11 protein-coding genes and 2 pseudogenes are annotated in these 16433 nt (G+C 56.9%); 8 read left to right on the top strand and 5 right to left on the bottom strand.

Annotated features, from left to right (window positions below; genetic code table 11):
- Positions 1-1109: 1109 nt before the first annotated feature.
- Positions 1110-1286, bottom strand: a pseudogene (locus IF809_RS14790) (dephospho-CoA kinase); the annotation flags it as partial.
- A gap of 387 nt (positions 1287-1673) precedes the next feature.
- On the opposite strand from IF809_RS14790, the gene IF809_RS14785 reads away from it, so the two are divergent.
- The 8 genes and pseudogenes from IF809_RS14785 to IF809_RS14750 all read left to right on the top strand — a co-directional run.
- Positions 1674-2204, top strand: coding sequence for an HNH endonuclease (locus IF809_RS14785; RefSeq protein ID WP_038936638.1), 531 nt, complete (start codon positions 1674-1676; stop codon positions 2202-2204).
- A gap of 74 nt (positions 2205-2278) precedes the next feature.
- A complete protein-coding gene (locus IF809_RS14780) occupies positions 2279-2575 on the top strand; it encodes a hypothetical protein (protein ID WP_038936639.1) in 297 nt (98 codons plus the stop codon).
- Positions 2572-2778 carry a hypothetical protein gene (locus tag IF809_RS14775; protein ID WP_038936640.1) on the top strand — a complete coding sequence of 69 codons (207 nt, stop codon included), beginning with the start codon at positions 2572-2574 and terminating at the stop codon, positions 2776-2778. Before IF809_RS14780 ends, IF809_RS14775 begins: the two co-directional genes overlap by 4 nt.
- A 201-nt stretch (positions 2779-2979) precedes the next feature.
- Positions 2980-4533 carry an LA2681 family HEPN domain-containing protein gene (locus IF809_RS14770; RefSeq protein ID WP_081369385.1) on the top strand — a complete coding sequence of 518 codons (1554 nt, stop codon included), beginning with the start codon at positions 2980-2982 and terminating at the stop codon, positions 4531-4533.
- Between the two features lie 47 nt (positions 4534-4580).
- On the top strand, positions 4581-5588 hold the full coding sequence (locus IF809_RS14765) for a hypothetical protein (protein WP_155795447.1): 1008 nt from the start codon (positions 4581-4583) through the stop codon (positions 5586-5588).
- Positions 5563-6213: a GTP pyrophosphokinase gene (locus IF809_RS14760; protein WP_038936643.1), complete on the top strand. Its 651-nt coding sequence runs from the start codon at positions 5563-5565 to the stop codon at positions 6211-6213. The genes IF809_RS14765 and IF809_RS14760 overlap by 26 nt, the downstream gene beginning before the upstream one ends.
- A gap of 28 nt (positions 6214-6241) precedes the next feature.
- Positions 6242-7060, top strand: coding sequence for a hypothetical protein (locus tag IF809_RS14755; RefSeq protein ID WP_038936644.1), 819 nt, complete (start codon positions 6242-6244; stop codon positions 7058-7060).
- Positions 7053-7139: pseudogene (locus IF809_RS14750) on the top strand (50S ribosomal protein L7/L12); the annotation flags it as partial. The gene IF809_RS14755 and the pseudogene IF809_RS14750, both read left to right, overlap by 8 nt.
- Positions 7140-8033: 894 nt before the next feature.
- On the opposite strand, the gene IF809_RS14745 reads toward IF809_RS14750, so the two are convergent.
- From IF809_RS14745 to IF809_RS14730, 4 genes are all read right to left on the bottom strand, one after another.
- Positions 8034-8774 (bottom strand): peptide arginase family protein, encoded by a 741-nt coding sequence (locus tag IF809_RS14745; protein WP_038936646.1) that lies wholly within the window; start codon positions 8772-8774, stop codon positions 8034-8036.
- Positions 8775-8906: 132 nt separating this feature from the next.
- The gene (locus tag IF809_RS14740; protein ID WP_038936648.1) at positions 8907-9860 is read right to left on the bottom strand and encodes a hypothetical protein; all 954 of its coding nucleotides are present in this window, start codon (positions 9858-9860) and stop codon (positions 8907-8909) included.
- 595 nt (positions 9861-10455) lie between these two features.
- A complete protein-coding gene (locus IF809_RS14735; protein ID WP_038936649.1) occupies positions 10456-13773 on the bottom strand; it encodes an HD domain-containing protein in 3318 nt (1105 codons plus the stop codon).
- 758 nt (positions 13774-14531) lie between these two features.
- Positions 14532-15062 carry a hypothetical protein gene (locus IF809_RS14730; protein ID WP_249162619.1) on the bottom strand — a complete coding sequence of 177 codons (531 nt, stop codon included), beginning with the start codon at positions 15060-15062 and terminating at the stop codon, positions 14532-14534.
- Positions 15063-16433 lie beyond the last annotated feature (1371 nt).

The raw sequence follows: 16433 nt of genomic DNA, 5'->3' as shown, positions 1-16433 counted from the left end.
AGCGCGTCGATGTCGCGCTGGGCATCCAGCCCTCAGCCTACGGTCTAGGCTCCCGGTCGAGCTGGTGTTCGCACGCCGAGATGGCCGCCGATCGGCGGACGTCAGCACGATGCGGCTGGCGGTCACCCACTGGGGGTAAGCCAGCCAGTCGCTCACGACTGAGCGCTGAATGCAAGCCTACGGAATGCCCAAGGACGGAGTGGTCGGGTGAGCGGCGCGAGCCATCACCGTACAGACCGAACCATGGTTTTCATGATCATCGACAGTGTCGGAATCAAGATGGTGCGAAGCGGTGGCCCTTGTGGCTAAGCGCGCGTCAGTCAATCGATTGACTCCGATACTTGCCGAAATAGCCACTCCTCCAAGCATCATGAATTTCCCTGTGAATTCAAGACCGAAAATTTGGGGGGCCTATACCGTCGGGATTTGATCGCGAGCTTTGAAACTTTGTTCTCGCAAATCAACGCGGTAATCTCGTCCTTAATGATTGAGTGGGCGTAGTATCGTGAACGAGGTTTATATTCAATCCCGTTCTTGCGAGCGGAGTATTGCAGCGCATTTCATCGTGCAGAAGGATGAGGCGGGCAGCGGAGGTGATCTTGCAAAAGGGGCGGGGCGTCCAAGGCTCGCGTTAGCGCAAAGCGGAAATTCGGCCGTACGCAAATGTCGCAGAAGGACCCATAACCAGACTTCTGCTAAAGCCGAAGAGGAGATCACAGTCCGATCAATCTTCACTTGAACTCGCGCGGCAAGGCAGGTTTTGGCAGGCCAATCGAAGACGCAGTCAGGAATCGCTGGCCTGCCCGGAAACGGCGAGCAGAAATGTGCATTGTGCGTGCCACCGTGGCTGTCTGTCCGCCCTGCGACAGGGGGCGTCATCAAAAACTGTTGACGATGGTGAAGATGGTGCGAAACTAGAACCTTACAACCTTGCAGAGATTGTTTAGGAAGCGTTCAGCTGGTCGAATGCAGCAGGCAGGTTGACCAAGTAGATCAGCTGATGCTTGGGAAAGCGCGAGCGTCGCCAATCCAGGCGTGGGGCGCATTAGGCGATTGATGCGAGCATTGCAGAGATGCAACAGCTAAATAGCTGAAATACTACAACAACCAACTCTTCGTTCCACGAGGGCAACGCGGTCGGCCAGAGTGGCAGTGCACTTTCTGGCAAGTGGACGATCGACCTTGCCGTTCGCGGTGGTGCCGGGAAAGGCGGCCTCGATCGCGGGCGCGGCCTCACCCTCGTAGAGCTGGTGGACGGCAGCATCGGCGTCGTAGACGGGAACGCCGCCACAAGCTCCCGTAGGAATGCCTCGCAGCGTGATCCACGCAAGGTCAGCAACACCAGGAAGCGGGCCCTGCGCAGGCCGGCGTGAACCCGGCCGGGAATAGCGGGTGGGACGGCTGCGGCACGGGCAGCGGCGGTTACGGCGCCGGTGGTTGCGGTAATGGCCTGTAATTCGAACTAGGCTTGCCGGGGGCGTTGTGCCCCCGGCAAGTTCAAGCGCTTCGCAGGACGGCCCGGCGATTTCTCTAGCGACTGCGGCCCCGACGAGCATATTCGCTTCTTCATTGCGTTGGACGTGGTGGACAAGTTGGCGGCCACCATTTGGCCCTGCCTCCCGGCGGGTTATCCTTCCTGTTCCCATTGATTCAGCCAGACAAGGCGAGTCGGGATGGACCCGTGGTTCGAACTCATGAAGCGTCACGCGCGCGATATCCTGCCGGTCCGCGATGGCGAAAGCTTCGATGACTACCGCGAGCGGATGACGCAAGCGCTGACGCCGAGTCAGCGCGCCATGCTCGCCGCCGAAGCGTGGGCGGAGGCCAGGCAGGCGTACAAGAGTAGCGTTGCGCGCCGGCGCCTGTGGATTGCCGCGGCACGACTTGCTTTTGATCCAGGCCCCCGCTGTCCATGCTCGGTATGCGGTCAGTATGAGAGCATCACCGAGGCGCATCACATCTATCCGCTCGCGCTTCAGTTCGACGCCGGTGAACCAGAGGCGATACAGGAGTCGTGCTGGCTCTGTCCGACGCACCACCGCCTCATGCACGAAATCATTGAAGCGCTCATCGAGATACGGCAGCCGAGGCTCGAGGGTGTTCCGTTCGAGGAACGGGACAGGCTGGACAAGATCGGCGTGCGGTTCGTTCATCTCTGGCGACGCGCACAGCTTCAAGACCGCTCCCTCCTGAAATCGGCATAGACTTCGCCTCTCGCGGCATTGACTTTGTGTTCCTGATTTGTTCTTGTGCTGCCTGTCCAGCAGGGAGACAAGCTATGGACAATCGCATCAATGAAATCCGGCGGGTCATCAGGGCTTTGCGCGTCAGCATGAAGGAGGCCGAAGCCATCATGCATGAGCAAATCAACCGGGATGAGGACTGCTCCTTCGTGGCATCCGAGATTTCGAAGATGCGCACGGTGATGAGCGGGCTGGTCAAGGAGCGAAGCATGCTTGGCGACAACGAGCCCATTCTCGTGCACCACCTGTTCATTCCCCGCCGGCCGCCAACGCCGTCGCGCGTTTCTGTCGCGAAGCGCCGCCTCGTGCCGCGGGAGGTGGCTCTGGCATGACCACAAGCCGCGCGGTCTACTTCTCCGACATGCAGGACCCGCCGGAATTTCTGGTGGCGCTCAACCACGCGCGCAAGCTTTCCTGCCATGAGGGATGGTGCCGGATGCATATCGAGGCGATCCAGGTCGCGATCGGTCAGTATGCCGAGGCCGCGCTCGGCAATCGCGAGTTCTTTCTTAACAAGCCGCATAGCATTGGGTGAGGGTGCCGGAGCGGCGATATTCCGTGAGTTCGAGGGCCGTTTGGGCGGTGGATTTCCTGCACAATCCCGAACAAAGATCCCGCAAATCTCGCTACTCTCGCCTTTATGAGCATCGACCCAACTCAAATACTAGAAAAGCTCATCGCTCTGGGGGCCCCACAGGCAACGGAGACTGGCAGCGCTGCGCTTAAACGAATTGGGATGCTGATCGACCTTGCCGGCGATCTCGGTCGCGATGATACAACCGTGCTTGCGCTCGAATGGTGCGATCTTCTGAATCACAGCAAGCTCACGAAGCAGCAGCGGGTCTTGCTCGACTACTTCCGTGCCAACGCTTGGGCCAACCGCAAACGGCTGAAGCATCGCGACCCGGATGCGGCATGGCAATGGGAGCAGCCGGAACTACAGAATGAGATATTCCATCTCAGAAGCGCCGCGAACGCGCCAGGATTTGAAGAGCTGTCGGCGTTGCGTCGCTGCCAGATACTCACCAATCTGGGTAACCAGCTCAATACGCTCGGCCCTTACGTGGAAGCTGTAGCCGTATGGACGCGTGCGCTCTCGATTGATCCCAAATTCGGAATGGCTCGAGGAAATCGCGGTTCTGGCCTCACACGATATGCTTCAAGTCTGTATGACGACGAGCATCGCGGCCTGTTTTTTCTTCGGGCCTACGAAGATCTGTCTGGCGCTCTTTCACCGAAGACCAGATATGCAGGTCCTGAAGGTGTCGGCGCCACCAAATTCTTTGCCAGTGTTAAGGAGCGGATCGAGGCCGCCATCCATCTCGACCACGCAAAAAGCGTCAAGTGGGACCGTGAACGGATTGGACGATCGGCGAGCGAACGTCGATACCGCCGTCGGGCACTACATCAAGGGTTATTCCTGAATCCCCTTAATGATCTCGGCCCTCACAGCATTGCCGCGATCGATCTGCTTTCTCTTCCAAGCTTCACAAGCAATCTGGGAGAACCTCCATCGCTCATCGCCTTCTTCGATCAAATGAAGCAAGAGTACGTCTCGGGTCGGTGGCTGCTCTTCGAGGGCCTTCATTCCGACACGGTACACTTTTCCGACCGCGATGTTGTGCTTTACAACACGCTCGACTATCCCAGCTATTCGCTTGCGGTTGAAAAGGTAAAGGCTGCCTTTCGCATCGCCTATTCGGTGCTCGACAAGATAGCATTCTTCCTGAACGACTACGCCAAACTCGGCATTCCGGCCCGGCGCGTTTACTTCAAGACGATCTGGTACGAGAGATGCGATCCAGCCCGACCCGTCCGGCCGGAATTCCTGCAATCCAAGAACTTGCCGTTCCGCGCCCTTTACTGGCTCGCCAAGGATCTATTCGATCCCGTGTTGCAGGACGCCATGGAGCCCGACGCAAAGGAGCTCTACACGATCCGCAATCACCTCGAACATAGCTATCTGCGGGTGCACGAAATCCTGATACGCAAAAAACCGAGCGCAACGCCCGATCCCTGGACTGACCGGCTGGCCTACTCAGTTGCCCCGAGCGAACTAAACGCCAAGACCATCCAACTCTATCGTCTTGCCCGCGCCGGTCTGATCTATCTGGCACTCGGCATGCACCAGGAAGAGAACAAGCGTGATCGGGCTGGACCGAAGGGCCTGAAAATGCCGATGGCCTCGATCGTTGGTCCGACAGGTGGAAGGTCTGAGAGCAGTCCGAGCGCTGCTTCGGAGCGCCCACCGGCATCTCTCGATCCGCCGGGCTTGTTCATGCAACTTTAACGGGCTAGTGTTCGAAAAAAGCGCAAAGCGGGGCGAGGGGGAAAGCAGTGCCCGTTCAGCATATTCATACCTATTTGGTTCACCCAGGGAAAAGTTCGGAAATTCGACAGATCAACGGTGCGTCGGTCCCATTAACGGGCAGCATGTTCGATCTGCTCGACGGGATTTACACCCGTGCCGACCAGGAATGCGACATCGACATCATCTTCAAATCCACTGGCGGGGTGCAGCAAAATCCCTGCCGCGATCCCATTTGCGCTCATCTCGATAGTCCAACGCTGCCGAGCGGACGCGCCATCGCCGAGCGCTTGCAAGTTCATACCGACCGGCGGGCCGGAATCGGTCTGCTGTTTTTGATCGTCGGCAAGGAAGGACGTGAGCACAAGATCGTACTCTCCCGATTTCCGACTGATAGCGCGATCCTCGTCGAGGAGAATCCTCGAAGTCTCGACGTTGCGTTCCTTGAACGCGTGTTCATGAAGAACAAGACATCCTACAAAGCCGTCCTTTATCGGGATGCATCTTTGCGCGCCGGCTTTTGGGATGGCAAAGCGATCGATAAGCAAACCAACCCTGCCGGCGAAAGCGCCGACTATTGGATTGCCGACTTCCTCGCCTCCGATTTTCGCGTAACCCCGAAACAGGGCACCTCCCGCCTCGCGACCACTCTACGAGACGCGATCAAAACAGCCGATATCGCGGTGAAACAGGAAATCGTTGCGGCTGCGACGCTCGCAAGGACGCTTCCGCGAATATCGATAAGCATCAACGAATTTGCTAATCGCTTTAATCTATCGGCCCCAGCGCGCGAGTCCGTTTCGCAACAACTCAGGAATCCGCATCTGGCGGAGGAACGCTTCCTGTTCTCCGCCTCCGATTTCGCGAGCATCATGGCATATCGATCAATGGAGCTCGATAATGGCGCAACCCTAACCGCACCGTCCGCCGAATTCGACCACGTCTTCAGGCAAGAGGCCATTGACGGCAGCGCGCACAGAGTTCGGTTTACGACACAGGGCACGGTAATCAATGACAAGCTCAAGCCAAAAGCCTGACGACCTAAGGGAACAGTACAAGGAGCGCCGCGAGAAAGTTCTGGCTCCACTCGCCGATGAGCTACGCGCCTATCTGTCTCGCTGCCTGGAAGGGCAACCGCGGATTGACCGGATCTCGGCACGTCCGAAGGATATCGACAGATTTGTCGCCAAGGCGGCCAAGCTGGTCGACGGGAAGCCAAAATATCAGGAGCCACTAGCTGAGATTCAGGACCAAGTCGGCGCGCGCATCATCACATATTACCAATCGGATGTTGCTCGGCTTGATCCGCTGATCCAGCAATGGTTCAGACCCATAGAGTATCGGGACCATGTGCCTGAGTCCCACTGGGAGTTTGGATATTTCGGACGGCACTACATCCTCGCAATACCGTCCGACGTCATCAGCGCCGGATGGTCCAAAGAAATGATCCCGCGGTTTTTTGAATTGCAGGTGAAAACCTTGTTTGAGCACGCGTGGTCCGAGGCGGAGCATGATCTCGGCTACAAGCCGGGCGAAGCTCCTCTTACACCGCAGCAAACACGCAGTCTCGCCTACACGTCTGCCCAGGCGTGGGGCGCGGATAAGATGTTCGACGATCTGTTTCGGGAGCGCGCCGGAACTACGGGCGGCGCCACCCATTGACCCGCGCCGGCAATGTCACGGAACGCCTATGACGAGAAAGCTGCCGCTTACAGACTTCCGCGCGATCAGGCATCAACTTGAACCCGATGATTTTGCCATCAGTGATGGAGACGATATTACGCCGACCGACTTGATTGACGAACAAACATGGGCCGGCATTACTCATCTTACCGACGACGTGGCCATTCGCACGTCAGACCACAATGGCATCCGGTTGAAGTTACTCTACAGCCTGTGGAGCGACTGGATTGTTGCCATAGGTGACCCCGATCATCCCGATGAGCTCTACAACTGCATGCTGGACGCCGCCGATGCGTTTCAGTGCGTCAACTTTCTCCTGCTGCACGGCTACTACCGAGCTGCCATGGCAGAACTTCGTGTGGCGCTCGAATTGGTCATGATCGGTTCGTATGGCAACCTAAAGCCAACCGACGCCGATTATGTCACATGGAAAACCAGCGGCTCAGAACTGGGTTTCTCGCGCATCAGAAAGCGACTGCATGGGATGCTAACTCAGGAACAGTACAACTGGCTGTTCGCTGACGGAGAGATTCTCAGCAGCACGTTTCGTCAGTTATGCAATTTCACGCATTCGCGTCCGGATTCAAGCGACGGCGCTCTCTGGGAGAGCAATGGGCCAGTGTACGTGCACGAAGTCTTGATGCGCACGTTCTTTACAGCTCTGAGCGTGTACGCGATTTGCTACTTGCTCGTGCGTATCGCTCGCCCGGCCTTTACCCTCCCGGAAGACAGCCGAATACTTTTCGAGGAAGATTGGGGGCCGGGCCGCGAAGCTATCGCCAAGGCTTTCGAACAACTTTTCAAAGAACGAGCGAGTCATGGCTGATCTGCCGGAACTGATAAATCAACTGGGCAGTCTAACGGTGCTTGAAGCGGCGGAGCTTTCGAAGATGCTTCGCGAGCGGCTCGAGAGGCCGCTCAAGAGAAAGCATCTCAGCTTCAATGAGGGTAAGGTCTGTGATGCAGTTGTGCGCCGTCTCGAAGCGCGCGAACAGCAGGTACGTGCAAACCTCCGATGGCCCGAGCAGGAAAATCACCAGCACCCGGTCGAGGTGGTCTTTGATCTGGGCAGCCAGCTTTATGCGCTCGAGCATACCGGCATCGAGCCGTTCGATGGCCACATACGCATGGAGGCGCAGACCGAGAAGCTCTTCGCACCGATCACCACCGTGCTCAAAGATGCGCTCGGAACGGATGCTCTGTTCGAACTTTACCTGCCGATCAATTCGCTTAATGGGCGCAAGCCAGCTCAACTATCGGCGATTCAGCAGTCAATCATCGACTGGGTAAAGACGACCGCGCCGACAATCCCCAAGCGTCCTTATCCGGACTACAAAGGAAACGGCGTCGGCCCTTCGCGGCCGCCAAATGTGCCATTTGATGTAGCCCTTTGCCGGTTCGAGCCGCCAATCGTTCCTGGCAAGCATTTCCAGATCAGGCATACGGTGGATGATATCGAGAAGCTGCGCAGGGACCGGATGAAGGCTGCGATCGACAAGAAATTTCCGAAGCTTGCCGCGTGGAAAGCGAACGAGGGGGCCAAATCGATTCTCGTGCTGGAGCAGAACGACATCCAGCTTACCAATCCCTCCATTGTAGCTGACGTCTATCTGCCGTTGGCCAAGGCGCGCGAGGACAGGCCCGATGAAACCTATCTGGTCGCATCATGCATGAGTCCGAATTGGTGGATGTGGCCAATCTTGATCGGCGATCGCCGGTACGACGACTATGCCAAGAGCGATGATCCGAGCTTCTGGGAATTTGAGTCATCCAAGCTTGCTTCGCTGACGAAGCGATAGTCAACGGGGAAGGGCGAATTCGATTCCCAGAGGCTTCAAGACAATATCCAGAACCGCTTCGCTGTGTTCCCAGCCACCACAATATTCGGGTGAGAGCGCGATTGTTAGCACGCTGATTTTGCCGCTACTCAAATGAGCGCTGACTATCCTCATCAAATTCGAGATGTATGCTTCAGTCATCATGCACTGAGGTCGTTCGGCGTCGATTCCATGCCAAAAGAAGTAATCCAGATCGAGGTTGAAAATCCAAGGGGCATGAGACTCATTCAACCAATAATCGAGGTTGGAAGGCACATCCCAGAGATCGCAGTTCATATGGGTGCAGTTTGGCGTCGTTCCCTCACCATGGGTCGCGAAGTAGGCGGCGTCCATCGCGTTTCCGAACACGGCCAAGAAGATCGATAGATAATTGTCCCAGCCAAACAGAGGGAGCGGCTGCGGAATATCCTGGTGTTTGACCGTGCGCGCCAGATACTCATCGATACCAAGGTCCCAAGCGGGCGGCAGATTATCCAGCCAGGTCGTCATCCGGCTAGCAAGCGTGTCGTAATGCTGATCCACGTGAAAGAGAGAATACCGCTGTTTCGGATCGATATGTTGCAGCCAGCACCACAGCGCCGCGCGATGGTTGTCCATCACGTATACGTTCTGGCGCCTCCACAAGAAGTTTTGGGAAAAGGCACCTGAGTAGTTCCTGCCGCGAAACGGGACCAGCCATTCGCCTTCGGATGCTTCCGACATCAACGTACCTCAAGCTCGAAGGAGCAACGGAGCGGGGTAGTTCAGGCGCAGCGCCCGATCGCGCGTCTAAACCCTTCGGCCTCGCAATCAAGATGTGAGGCCGGAAACGACGACGAAGGACATGGCGGGCGGTTAGCTCTTGTCTTCAAATTCCTCGACCGCGGAAACGTATCCCTGGACATAGATCTCCGTCTCACATGCGCCCGTGCTTGACATGAAATCCATGCATATCTGATCCGGCGTATTGATGGCCAACTGAAACTTCCCGCGGTCGCTATTCCGCTGGAGATCAACCACATTGCCGGAGCCCGGAACAAGCTTTCCCCCGTGTTGCGGAAGCACGCATCCCCGGACCGTTCGCGGCTGGCAGAAGGGACTGTGGCCATCAGACGTGCCTCCCGATGTTATTCGGAAGAGCTGAGAACTTTGCACGCGGGCCTGTATTGTCTTTTTCGGCTTTGGCACCACGATGAGGGTCAGAACGGCATCATCCGGTATCGGGTAAGCGGATTTCGGCTCCTTGAGTATGAAGAATTTCGAGTCGAGACTGACGCCGATAGGCGTCTTTCGAAAGCGGAATGGGATGATCTGAATCTCTCCGACCGCATCGCCGTTGAGCTTGACGGGTTGAGTGAGCGGGCCAAGGTCAATCAACAACGACGAGTTTGCGATCGCATCCTTGCCAAACTTGCCCTCCATAGTCTGTTGGTCATCCGTGCGCAGCTTGATCGTCAATGGGAAATCGGTCTGCTTTCCCTTGAATAGAAAACCGCCCGCAAGAATGACAAACACAAATAGCGCCGCCGGTCCGCCAAATTCGAACGCTGCGCCGAACAGTTGCCCTTGGGCCGATCCTATCGAACGCAACACGCCGAACAGGACGACGGCACAGACGAGCGCCAAGAAGAGCAGCAGCAGGTAGTACGCCTGGTCTCCGAAGGCGTTCGCCACCAGCGCGTCCAGATGAGTGAATAGATAGCTCCCCACGAAGAATGCCAACAGGGCCGCGACCAATGCGACCACCGCGTAAAAGGTCGGAGTGGCCGGTTGCCGTAAAACGGGCGGTTTAGGATGCGCGGACATCATTGCTCCCCCTCGGGATGGGCAGGGGCATTTTGCCTCTTGCTTGGCTCATCGCAAGACATATAAGGGGCCTCAACCCCAAATTGTTTGCGCCGCCGATACCTCGTACCCAGGCAAACCGTGTGGGAAGCCGCGATTTGGAAGCCGCGGACCTGTAGCCCGATGACGCGTCCGCTATGCGGACCGGGCTCTATGGGCTGCGCCCACCGAGTCCCCTGAAGAAAGTAGGGGCCTCGGCCTTCGGTAACGATCCCATCGCGCAAGGGCTGATGTGCGCCTTGCCGGGGGCACTCGGAAAAGCGGCTCGCCTGCGGCGAACGCTATCACTGCCGCGTTCCCGGGTGCCCCTTTTAACCGGTCGCGTCGCTGCACTCGGACCCGCGTGCCGGCTTTGCCGTCGCTATGCTCACGCTCTCCGGGTGCCATTTCAGTGGGCGATGCGCGTTGCGCACGCCGGTTAATCGATTGTACCGGTCGATCGTTTAGGGAGTGACCCGCTTTCGTTCCATCTTTGCCATCCTGTCTTCCTTCTTCACGGGCGACTCGCTCTTCTTGGGTTCGAAGGGCACCGCGATGGCGTTCGATCATGCAAGGTTCATCAGGAGGCGGCGGTTGTGGACTTCAATGGCATTTTTTCAATGCGGCGCCAGATCTCATCCGCGATCTCGCGAAGGACTGGATCTGAGATCCGCTCCTTATTGCCAGTGACGAACTGTCGTCGATTATCGAGCGTTGGAAAATGGTTGGCATAGACTAGCGCCTGGAAAACGGCGTCCAACTTGTCAAAATCGCGAGCCAAGCTCGCGCACCGATCGGCCCCTGTCTCAAACCTTTGAAAGTGACTGAACGAGGCGGCTAGGCCAGGTAAATGCTGATAGGTAGCTAGCGCGGCGATGCGATGCATCGTTGGTATCTCCTTTGACTTCGTCTCGCCGTCGGTAGGGCGGTAGTCGCCGATGTAGGCCTCTGCGATATCGTGATACAGAAGGATTCGGATGATCTGGGTTGTTTCTTTTGGATCGAGTTTCGGCGTCAGTCGTTCGCTCAGAAGGTCGACGAGAAGCATCGCACCATAGGCATGCGAAGCGACACTTTCCACGACCTGCTTTTCGGCCGTCATCTGGCGATCAACCCACCCGATCCGCGGTATTGCTTTCGTGGCAAATAGCTCAACCACCGCATCAAGGCTTGAGTAGAGTTCGCGCGAAAGTGCGTGTTCAACCATGATTAGAAAGGCTGAAAGCTCTGGGCCCAACGTCACGTTGCTGGCCATGAGCCTCTTTATGAGACCCGCCTCTTGTTCGCGTTGTTCTGTTGATAATTTCGCGAGTTCATGACGATACCGAACCAGCGAAAAATACGTCAGAATGCAGATTCGATCGTATTCGCCCGTCGTTCCGCTGCTTATCGCGGCCTCTATCCGTCGTCCAAGCAACTGGCGAGTACGACGCCAATTACCTCCTCTGTCTTCATGGTCGAGCGCCACTGTGACGCCTGTGGCATTGTGATCACGGTAGTATTCGAGATGAAAGCTCCGGTTCAAGCGATCTTCATAGGGATCGCTGATGACGGCGGCGATGTAAGAGTCGGTTGCTTTCTTGTCGCCATTTAGCGAGCGGCTGATATAGAGCGAGCGTCTTGCGAGCCGCCAGAATTTGGTCTGTTCGCTCGGCGATATTGTGCCTGGATCCAGCAACACTTGAGCGGCTGTGTCGAAAGCCTTTTCGGCCCGAAGCCTGCCCCGTTCGGAGCGCGCACGTCCGAAAAGATACAAAGCATAGGAAAGTGAAGCGGGCTCAAGGGTGTCCGAGATCTTGTGCGCTGCGGAGAGCACTGCGTCCTCGACGCGCTGGTCGGCCATGAGATCCTTGACAGCGCTGTTGACGTCGTTGCCAAACACCAATGATAGAAAAAGCTCCTCGTTAATACCCGTAGACTTGAAGATCGCGCTGCTACTCTTGGGATTGTTGAATTCACCGAGGATATAGACGACAGCCTTGGCGATCAGTGCGGTTTGGACAATGCGTGGAAAAAGCGCGAAGTCGCTCTCGTATCGGTCATGCGCGGTCGCAAGCTCTGGAGATCCGGCACTTTTCACCAGGATCCGGCAGTAAGACCGCAGAGCTGCTACGCAAAGCAGATTGAACTGCCGGCTCGTGAAGCGGCCGTAGAGGTCGCCGTAGAGGTTTTGCATCGATTGGATCACAAAGGCCGAGCTGTTCTTGCCTTCGAACGCCATCTTCCCGGCATTGTGTAGATATATGGATACCACGAAATGATTGAGATAAAGAAACCCGAGCGTTCGAAGCGCAGCAATGATCGCCTCGGGTGACTCGCTCGTGCTCGTTCCGCTCGTTCGGACGATACCGCCAATAACCGCCGTTGCTAAAGCGTCATCGTTTACTGAGATCGCTTTCAAGTCGACCGTACGGTCGTGCTTTCTGTTGTGAAGGTAAGGCGTCGGAGGGTAATCATTTGAGTCCGCTTGGAGTTCATAATGATCAATTCCGAACGCGAGCACCAGCGTTGGCTCGTTGCGCGCGAGCAGCTGGGAAAGCGCCTCGATGATCGGGCGCTCGCTGTCCGTTCCGATCAACCCATCCAGAAAAACGATAACGTTGTCCTTCGTGTCGATCAGGCCGGGAGCATCCCGATCGACACGTCTTCGAAGAACCGAAACGGCATCGGCCGATCCGGCTTCCTTGATTATTTTGCGGGCGTCGAGGAACACTGTTTTGGGTGCTTCGTGCGCATCATTAACTGAAAGCTGGAGGGCTCGCAGGAGTGCCGTCTTTCCGCCGCCGCCGCGCCCCTGGACCAGGAACGACCCGGCTCTGGGCTTTTCCAATATTTCGCTCAAGAGCTTCGAAAACCGAATTGGAAGAACGGTCTCACCATGATCTCTTTTCGAGACGGTAATGCGCATATTCGAAAAACGATCGTCGAAATCTGAAGTGGAGGGGGCGCCTAGTATTCGTTGTCCTGGATACTCTGGACTGTAGTCTTCCGGGACGCCACTAACTCCGCTCAGCTTTCGCTCGTCTCCAAAGAGACTAGGCTCAGCGATGAGTAATTTGACCGTATCCAGTGCATTCGACATCGCCCAGCGGCGGATAAGCCCGTTGCCGATCGCATCGTATTCCGGCTTCTGTGTTGTGGCCGGGTCACTGATAGCTCTGACTGCATAAAATGGCGGCGCCGGTGTCAATGTAAGTAGCCCATCCGCAATAAGCCCGCTTTCCATATCGGCGGCAACATAGTTGCGATCCGCGTTCTTCAATACGTGTTCTTTGAAGCGCGCTGATTTGATCAGCAGATTGCTGACTGCAAAAGGCCCGCTCACCACGGTCGGCGTCTTGGCGAGGTCCTTGACGCCCTCCCATTCTTTCAGCTTCCGTCGCTCATTTGGGGTGAGGGTGTAACCCATTCGTTTGGCGAAATTGTCAATGCTGGGAAGCTTGTTCTTCTTCTTGAATGGGACAGAATTTACGACGTATCCGGCACTGATGCTCACGGGAGCCGGTTTGCCGCCGGGAAGTATTTCATACCCATTCTTTTCGTCGTCCTGCGCAGCCGCTCGGTAATCAATGACATTGATGTGAGTGGGGACGACGACGTCACCAACCCGAGCGTCCTTTATTCGGCCCGAAATGCCGACGTTCAACACCAGCTTGGGTGAGAATTTCTCCGAAAAGCGAAGCGCCGCATCCCGGATTCGCAGGCCGATTTCGCCCACGCTCACCAACGCGCCACGCCGGGAGGTGCCGTTCGCGTCTTCGTATTCAAAGGAGTGATACGGAAAAATGCCCAGTCGAGGCGCCTCTTTCAGGTTATGAAACGGCAAATCGTGAAACGTCTCTGCTTCTTCCGTCAGGGCGATTAGAATCAGTACGTCTAGGGCTTCTGGTGAAGTCATGAAAAGGTCTCGACGGGAAATTGGGCAGGGGATCGCCGATTGAAGGCCCCACCTCGGCTATGAGCATTGAAAACTATTGGCGATGACTATTTGCAGCTTGAGAGCTTACGTGTGTTGATTGATTCAATCAACTGGAACGACGCAGCCGTCTTTCGAAGATTGGCGCAACTCCATAGGGTTAGGAAGACCGCCGCACAGCATATCATCCAATCTCACCTGGACAGGAGTGGTCGCCGCATACCGGATGGCTCCACGTGCCAAAAATGCAGACCAACCCCACTGCCGATGGGTTATATTGGCCGCAATCCAGACATCCCTAATGCGGTGACACAGCTGTACGGCGGCCCATCGGCCACTTTCTTCCCTCTGAGGCCGAGAAGATTATTCGCAGGTACGCCGAACTTTCGCCGAGCTAGCTGCAGCGGCGTCGCAATGTTCGCCGGATTTCGGCGTGCTGCCAGGGAAGGGTGTGGAAAAAATGCGGCCTCCTCACAAATTCGGGAAAATGGCGCGCCGTGTCCTACTATTTTGCTTATGAGTGATCGCCGCCCATCTTTGGAAGTATCCTCCTGAGGGGCGCCGCCCGCGGCCTATAGGACTTTAGATGATGAAGTCGCCCGAGCGGCGCTGTTCGATGTGAAGCGAACGACCCCCGCAAAAGCTCTCGGCTGCGCCCAAGAGATGCTACGAGCTTTTGTGATCTTCGCCAGCATCCGCGTGATCACCTTCCCCGTTAATGGCTGGGTACCTGCAAATTGCTAATGAGGGGGGCTGATTGGTCGTGCTCGACGTGATCTTTCAACAATCTCTGCTTCTTGGCTTGCACCCGGATCTGAGACGATCTTCAAAGGGAAGCGACCGACCGGCCTTGCGAATTCCATAGTAACATTCCCGCCTGCTTCTGCGACCAACGCCTTTAGGCGATCGAACTCGCCGCACCAGATCGTTTCCATGTCGTGGTCACGACTTGCATCGCGAGCTTCGGCCGAGCTGCCGATACCTACGGCACGCACCTGAAGGAGATCCGATCTGGGTCCGCCCAAGAGCTCGACTCCGTAGCCAGGATTGGCCGCCTTACGAATGACGATCTGGCCGTTCTGGACCCAGGCGGTCGCCATACCCTCGAATACCTCGTATCCCAGGCCGGCAAGACCTTCGAGCACCGCACGCCTGCGCTCCTCGGCCGCCATCGCCTTGAATTCTTCCTCGACGAGCAGGTCTGCGCGCTCGACGAGTTCTTGTCCCTTGCTGGGCAGTGGGGAGGCGAGGGCGTCCTCGATTTCGGTCACCAGCGAGGTAGCCTCCGCTGACTTCATCATGGAAAGCTGGCGCGTCGCGCCCGAAGCTCGTCGGCTATCCGAGGCGCACTGGCGCTCATCAACGGACTGTGCGAGCTTAACGGTATTCTCTCGATTGGACGGGCGAGAAGATCCTGCATGATTGTTTGTGATGTGTCCACGAATTTGGGCAACTGCTCGGCGCCTGATGGTGTGGGATCGCCTTTTAGGGCCGGTGGGCCGGGGTGAGGAGTTGTCACATCGCGATCGACCGGAAAGCATGCCGACGCTGAAGGAAGTGGACAGGGCGCGGGCGTGGAGTGAGAAACCTACCAGACCTTAGGAAGATAACAGTGAAGAAGGAGATGCGGAAGCGGCCATTTCGCACTTCGTTGATAAGTGGGTGGAGCAGGCAAAGGAGCCTGGCCGCCCGATGGCCTGCATCACTACAGCTTCGGCACGTTCTGGACTTGGCTCCAAGACAACTACCATCAGTATACGAAATTTCGGGTTGTACCGAACGCTCGCTATGTCGCAGAGATGTGGTTCGATAGGCTTACGAAGCAGACATGGCGCAATTAGCCGGTGCCTAAGAGCGAAAAAGGCCGGTGTTCAAGGACGTTGATCCGATCGCCTGCCTGCTGCCAATTCTTGGACTCACAGATCTAACCGTTCAGTCCCTGAGCCCAATTGCTCAAGTAGACACGGCTTCGTGCCGCATGCCGGACACAAAGTTAGGGGTAAGGCGCGAAAGATAGCATCAGCATCAGGCTCGCAAATCCCGCCTGCTTTAGGTCAACCCTTCACAGTCAGCGCGAGCCTCGCTCCGAAGCCTCCAGCCAAAGCGTCGAGTGGGGCGCATTCGGCTGAAGCTTCGAACGCTTCCTAGGCTGTCGAGGCGGACATCTCTGTGACGGGCTCGGTTCAGCCTGCGGGGCAGCTCCTGTCGGTCCCCGAAACAGGGCCGACGACTAGTCTGGGTGGGGCAGTCCTCGAAGTTGGCGGCGGAACGGCTGTGCTCGAAGGGCCCGGTGGGATTCCGAATCGCAGCACGGGGCGATGTGGTCCCCGGCATCGGGCGTATCGACTCTATCGTGCGCTGAGGCCAGCCGACTTCGTCGGCCGCAATCTCGTTTCGCAGGAGAGCTGGATCGACGACTCGGCAGCCTACGACCGGCACGTCAAGAACAGTCTCGAACGTTCAGTCGCGCAGTTGCCGAGACATATCCGACATCTGGCACTGCTGGTGTGCTGATGGCGCCGCCACGAACGAGACGAGCCGAGATCACATGTCGCCAGTGGCTGGATAAGCAGGTTGCAGATCGGCGAGCTCGACCGGCGTGAGTCGCAAAGCGAGCTGCGGGAACGGCTTTATTGCGCTCT

It is taken from the genome of Bradyrhizobium sp. UFLA06-24, from assembly GCF_054967145.1.
The sequence above is the reverse complement of the archived record's forward strand: the minus strand, read 5'-3'. Positions and strand labels throughout refer to the sequence as shown.

Bases quoted from the DNA above. Each gene is read 5' to 3' on its own strand.
- IF809_RS14785 (WP_038936638.1), top strand. From the start codon at position 1,674: ATGGACCCGTGGTTCGAACTCATGAAGCGTCACGCGCGCGATATCCTG.
- IF809_RS14780 (WP_038936639.1), top strand. From the start codon at position 2,279: ATGGACAATCGCATCAATGAAATCCGGCGGGTCATCAGGGCTTTGCGC.
- IF809_RS14775 (WP_038936640.1), top strand. From the start codon at position 2,572: ATGACCACAAGCCGCGCGGTCTACTTCTCCGACATGCAGGACCCGCCG.
- IF809_RS14770 (WP_081369385.1), top strand. From the start codon at position 2,980: ATGCTGATCGACCTTGCCGGCGATCTCGGTCGCGATGATACAACCGTG.
- IF809_RS14760 (WP_038936643.1), top strand. From the start codon at position 5,563: ATGACAAGCTCAAGCCAAAAGCCTGACGACCTAAGGGAACAGTACAAG.
- IF809_RS14755 (WP_038936644.1), top strand. From the start codon at position 6,242: ATGACGAGAAAGCTGCCGCTTACAGACTTCCGCGCGATCAGGCATCAA.
- IF809_RS14745 (WP_038936646.1), bottom strand. From the start codon at position 8,774: ATGTCGGAAGCATCCGAAGGCGAATGGCTGGTCCCGTTTCGCGGCAGG.
- IF809_RS14740 (WP_038936648.1), bottom strand. From the start codon at position 9,860: ATGATGTCCGCGCATCCTAAACCGCCCGTTTTACGGCAACCGGCCACT.
- IF809_RS14735 (WP_038936649.1), bottom strand. From the start codon at position 13,773: ATGACTTCACCAGAAGCCCTAGACGTACTGATTCTAATCGCCCTGACG.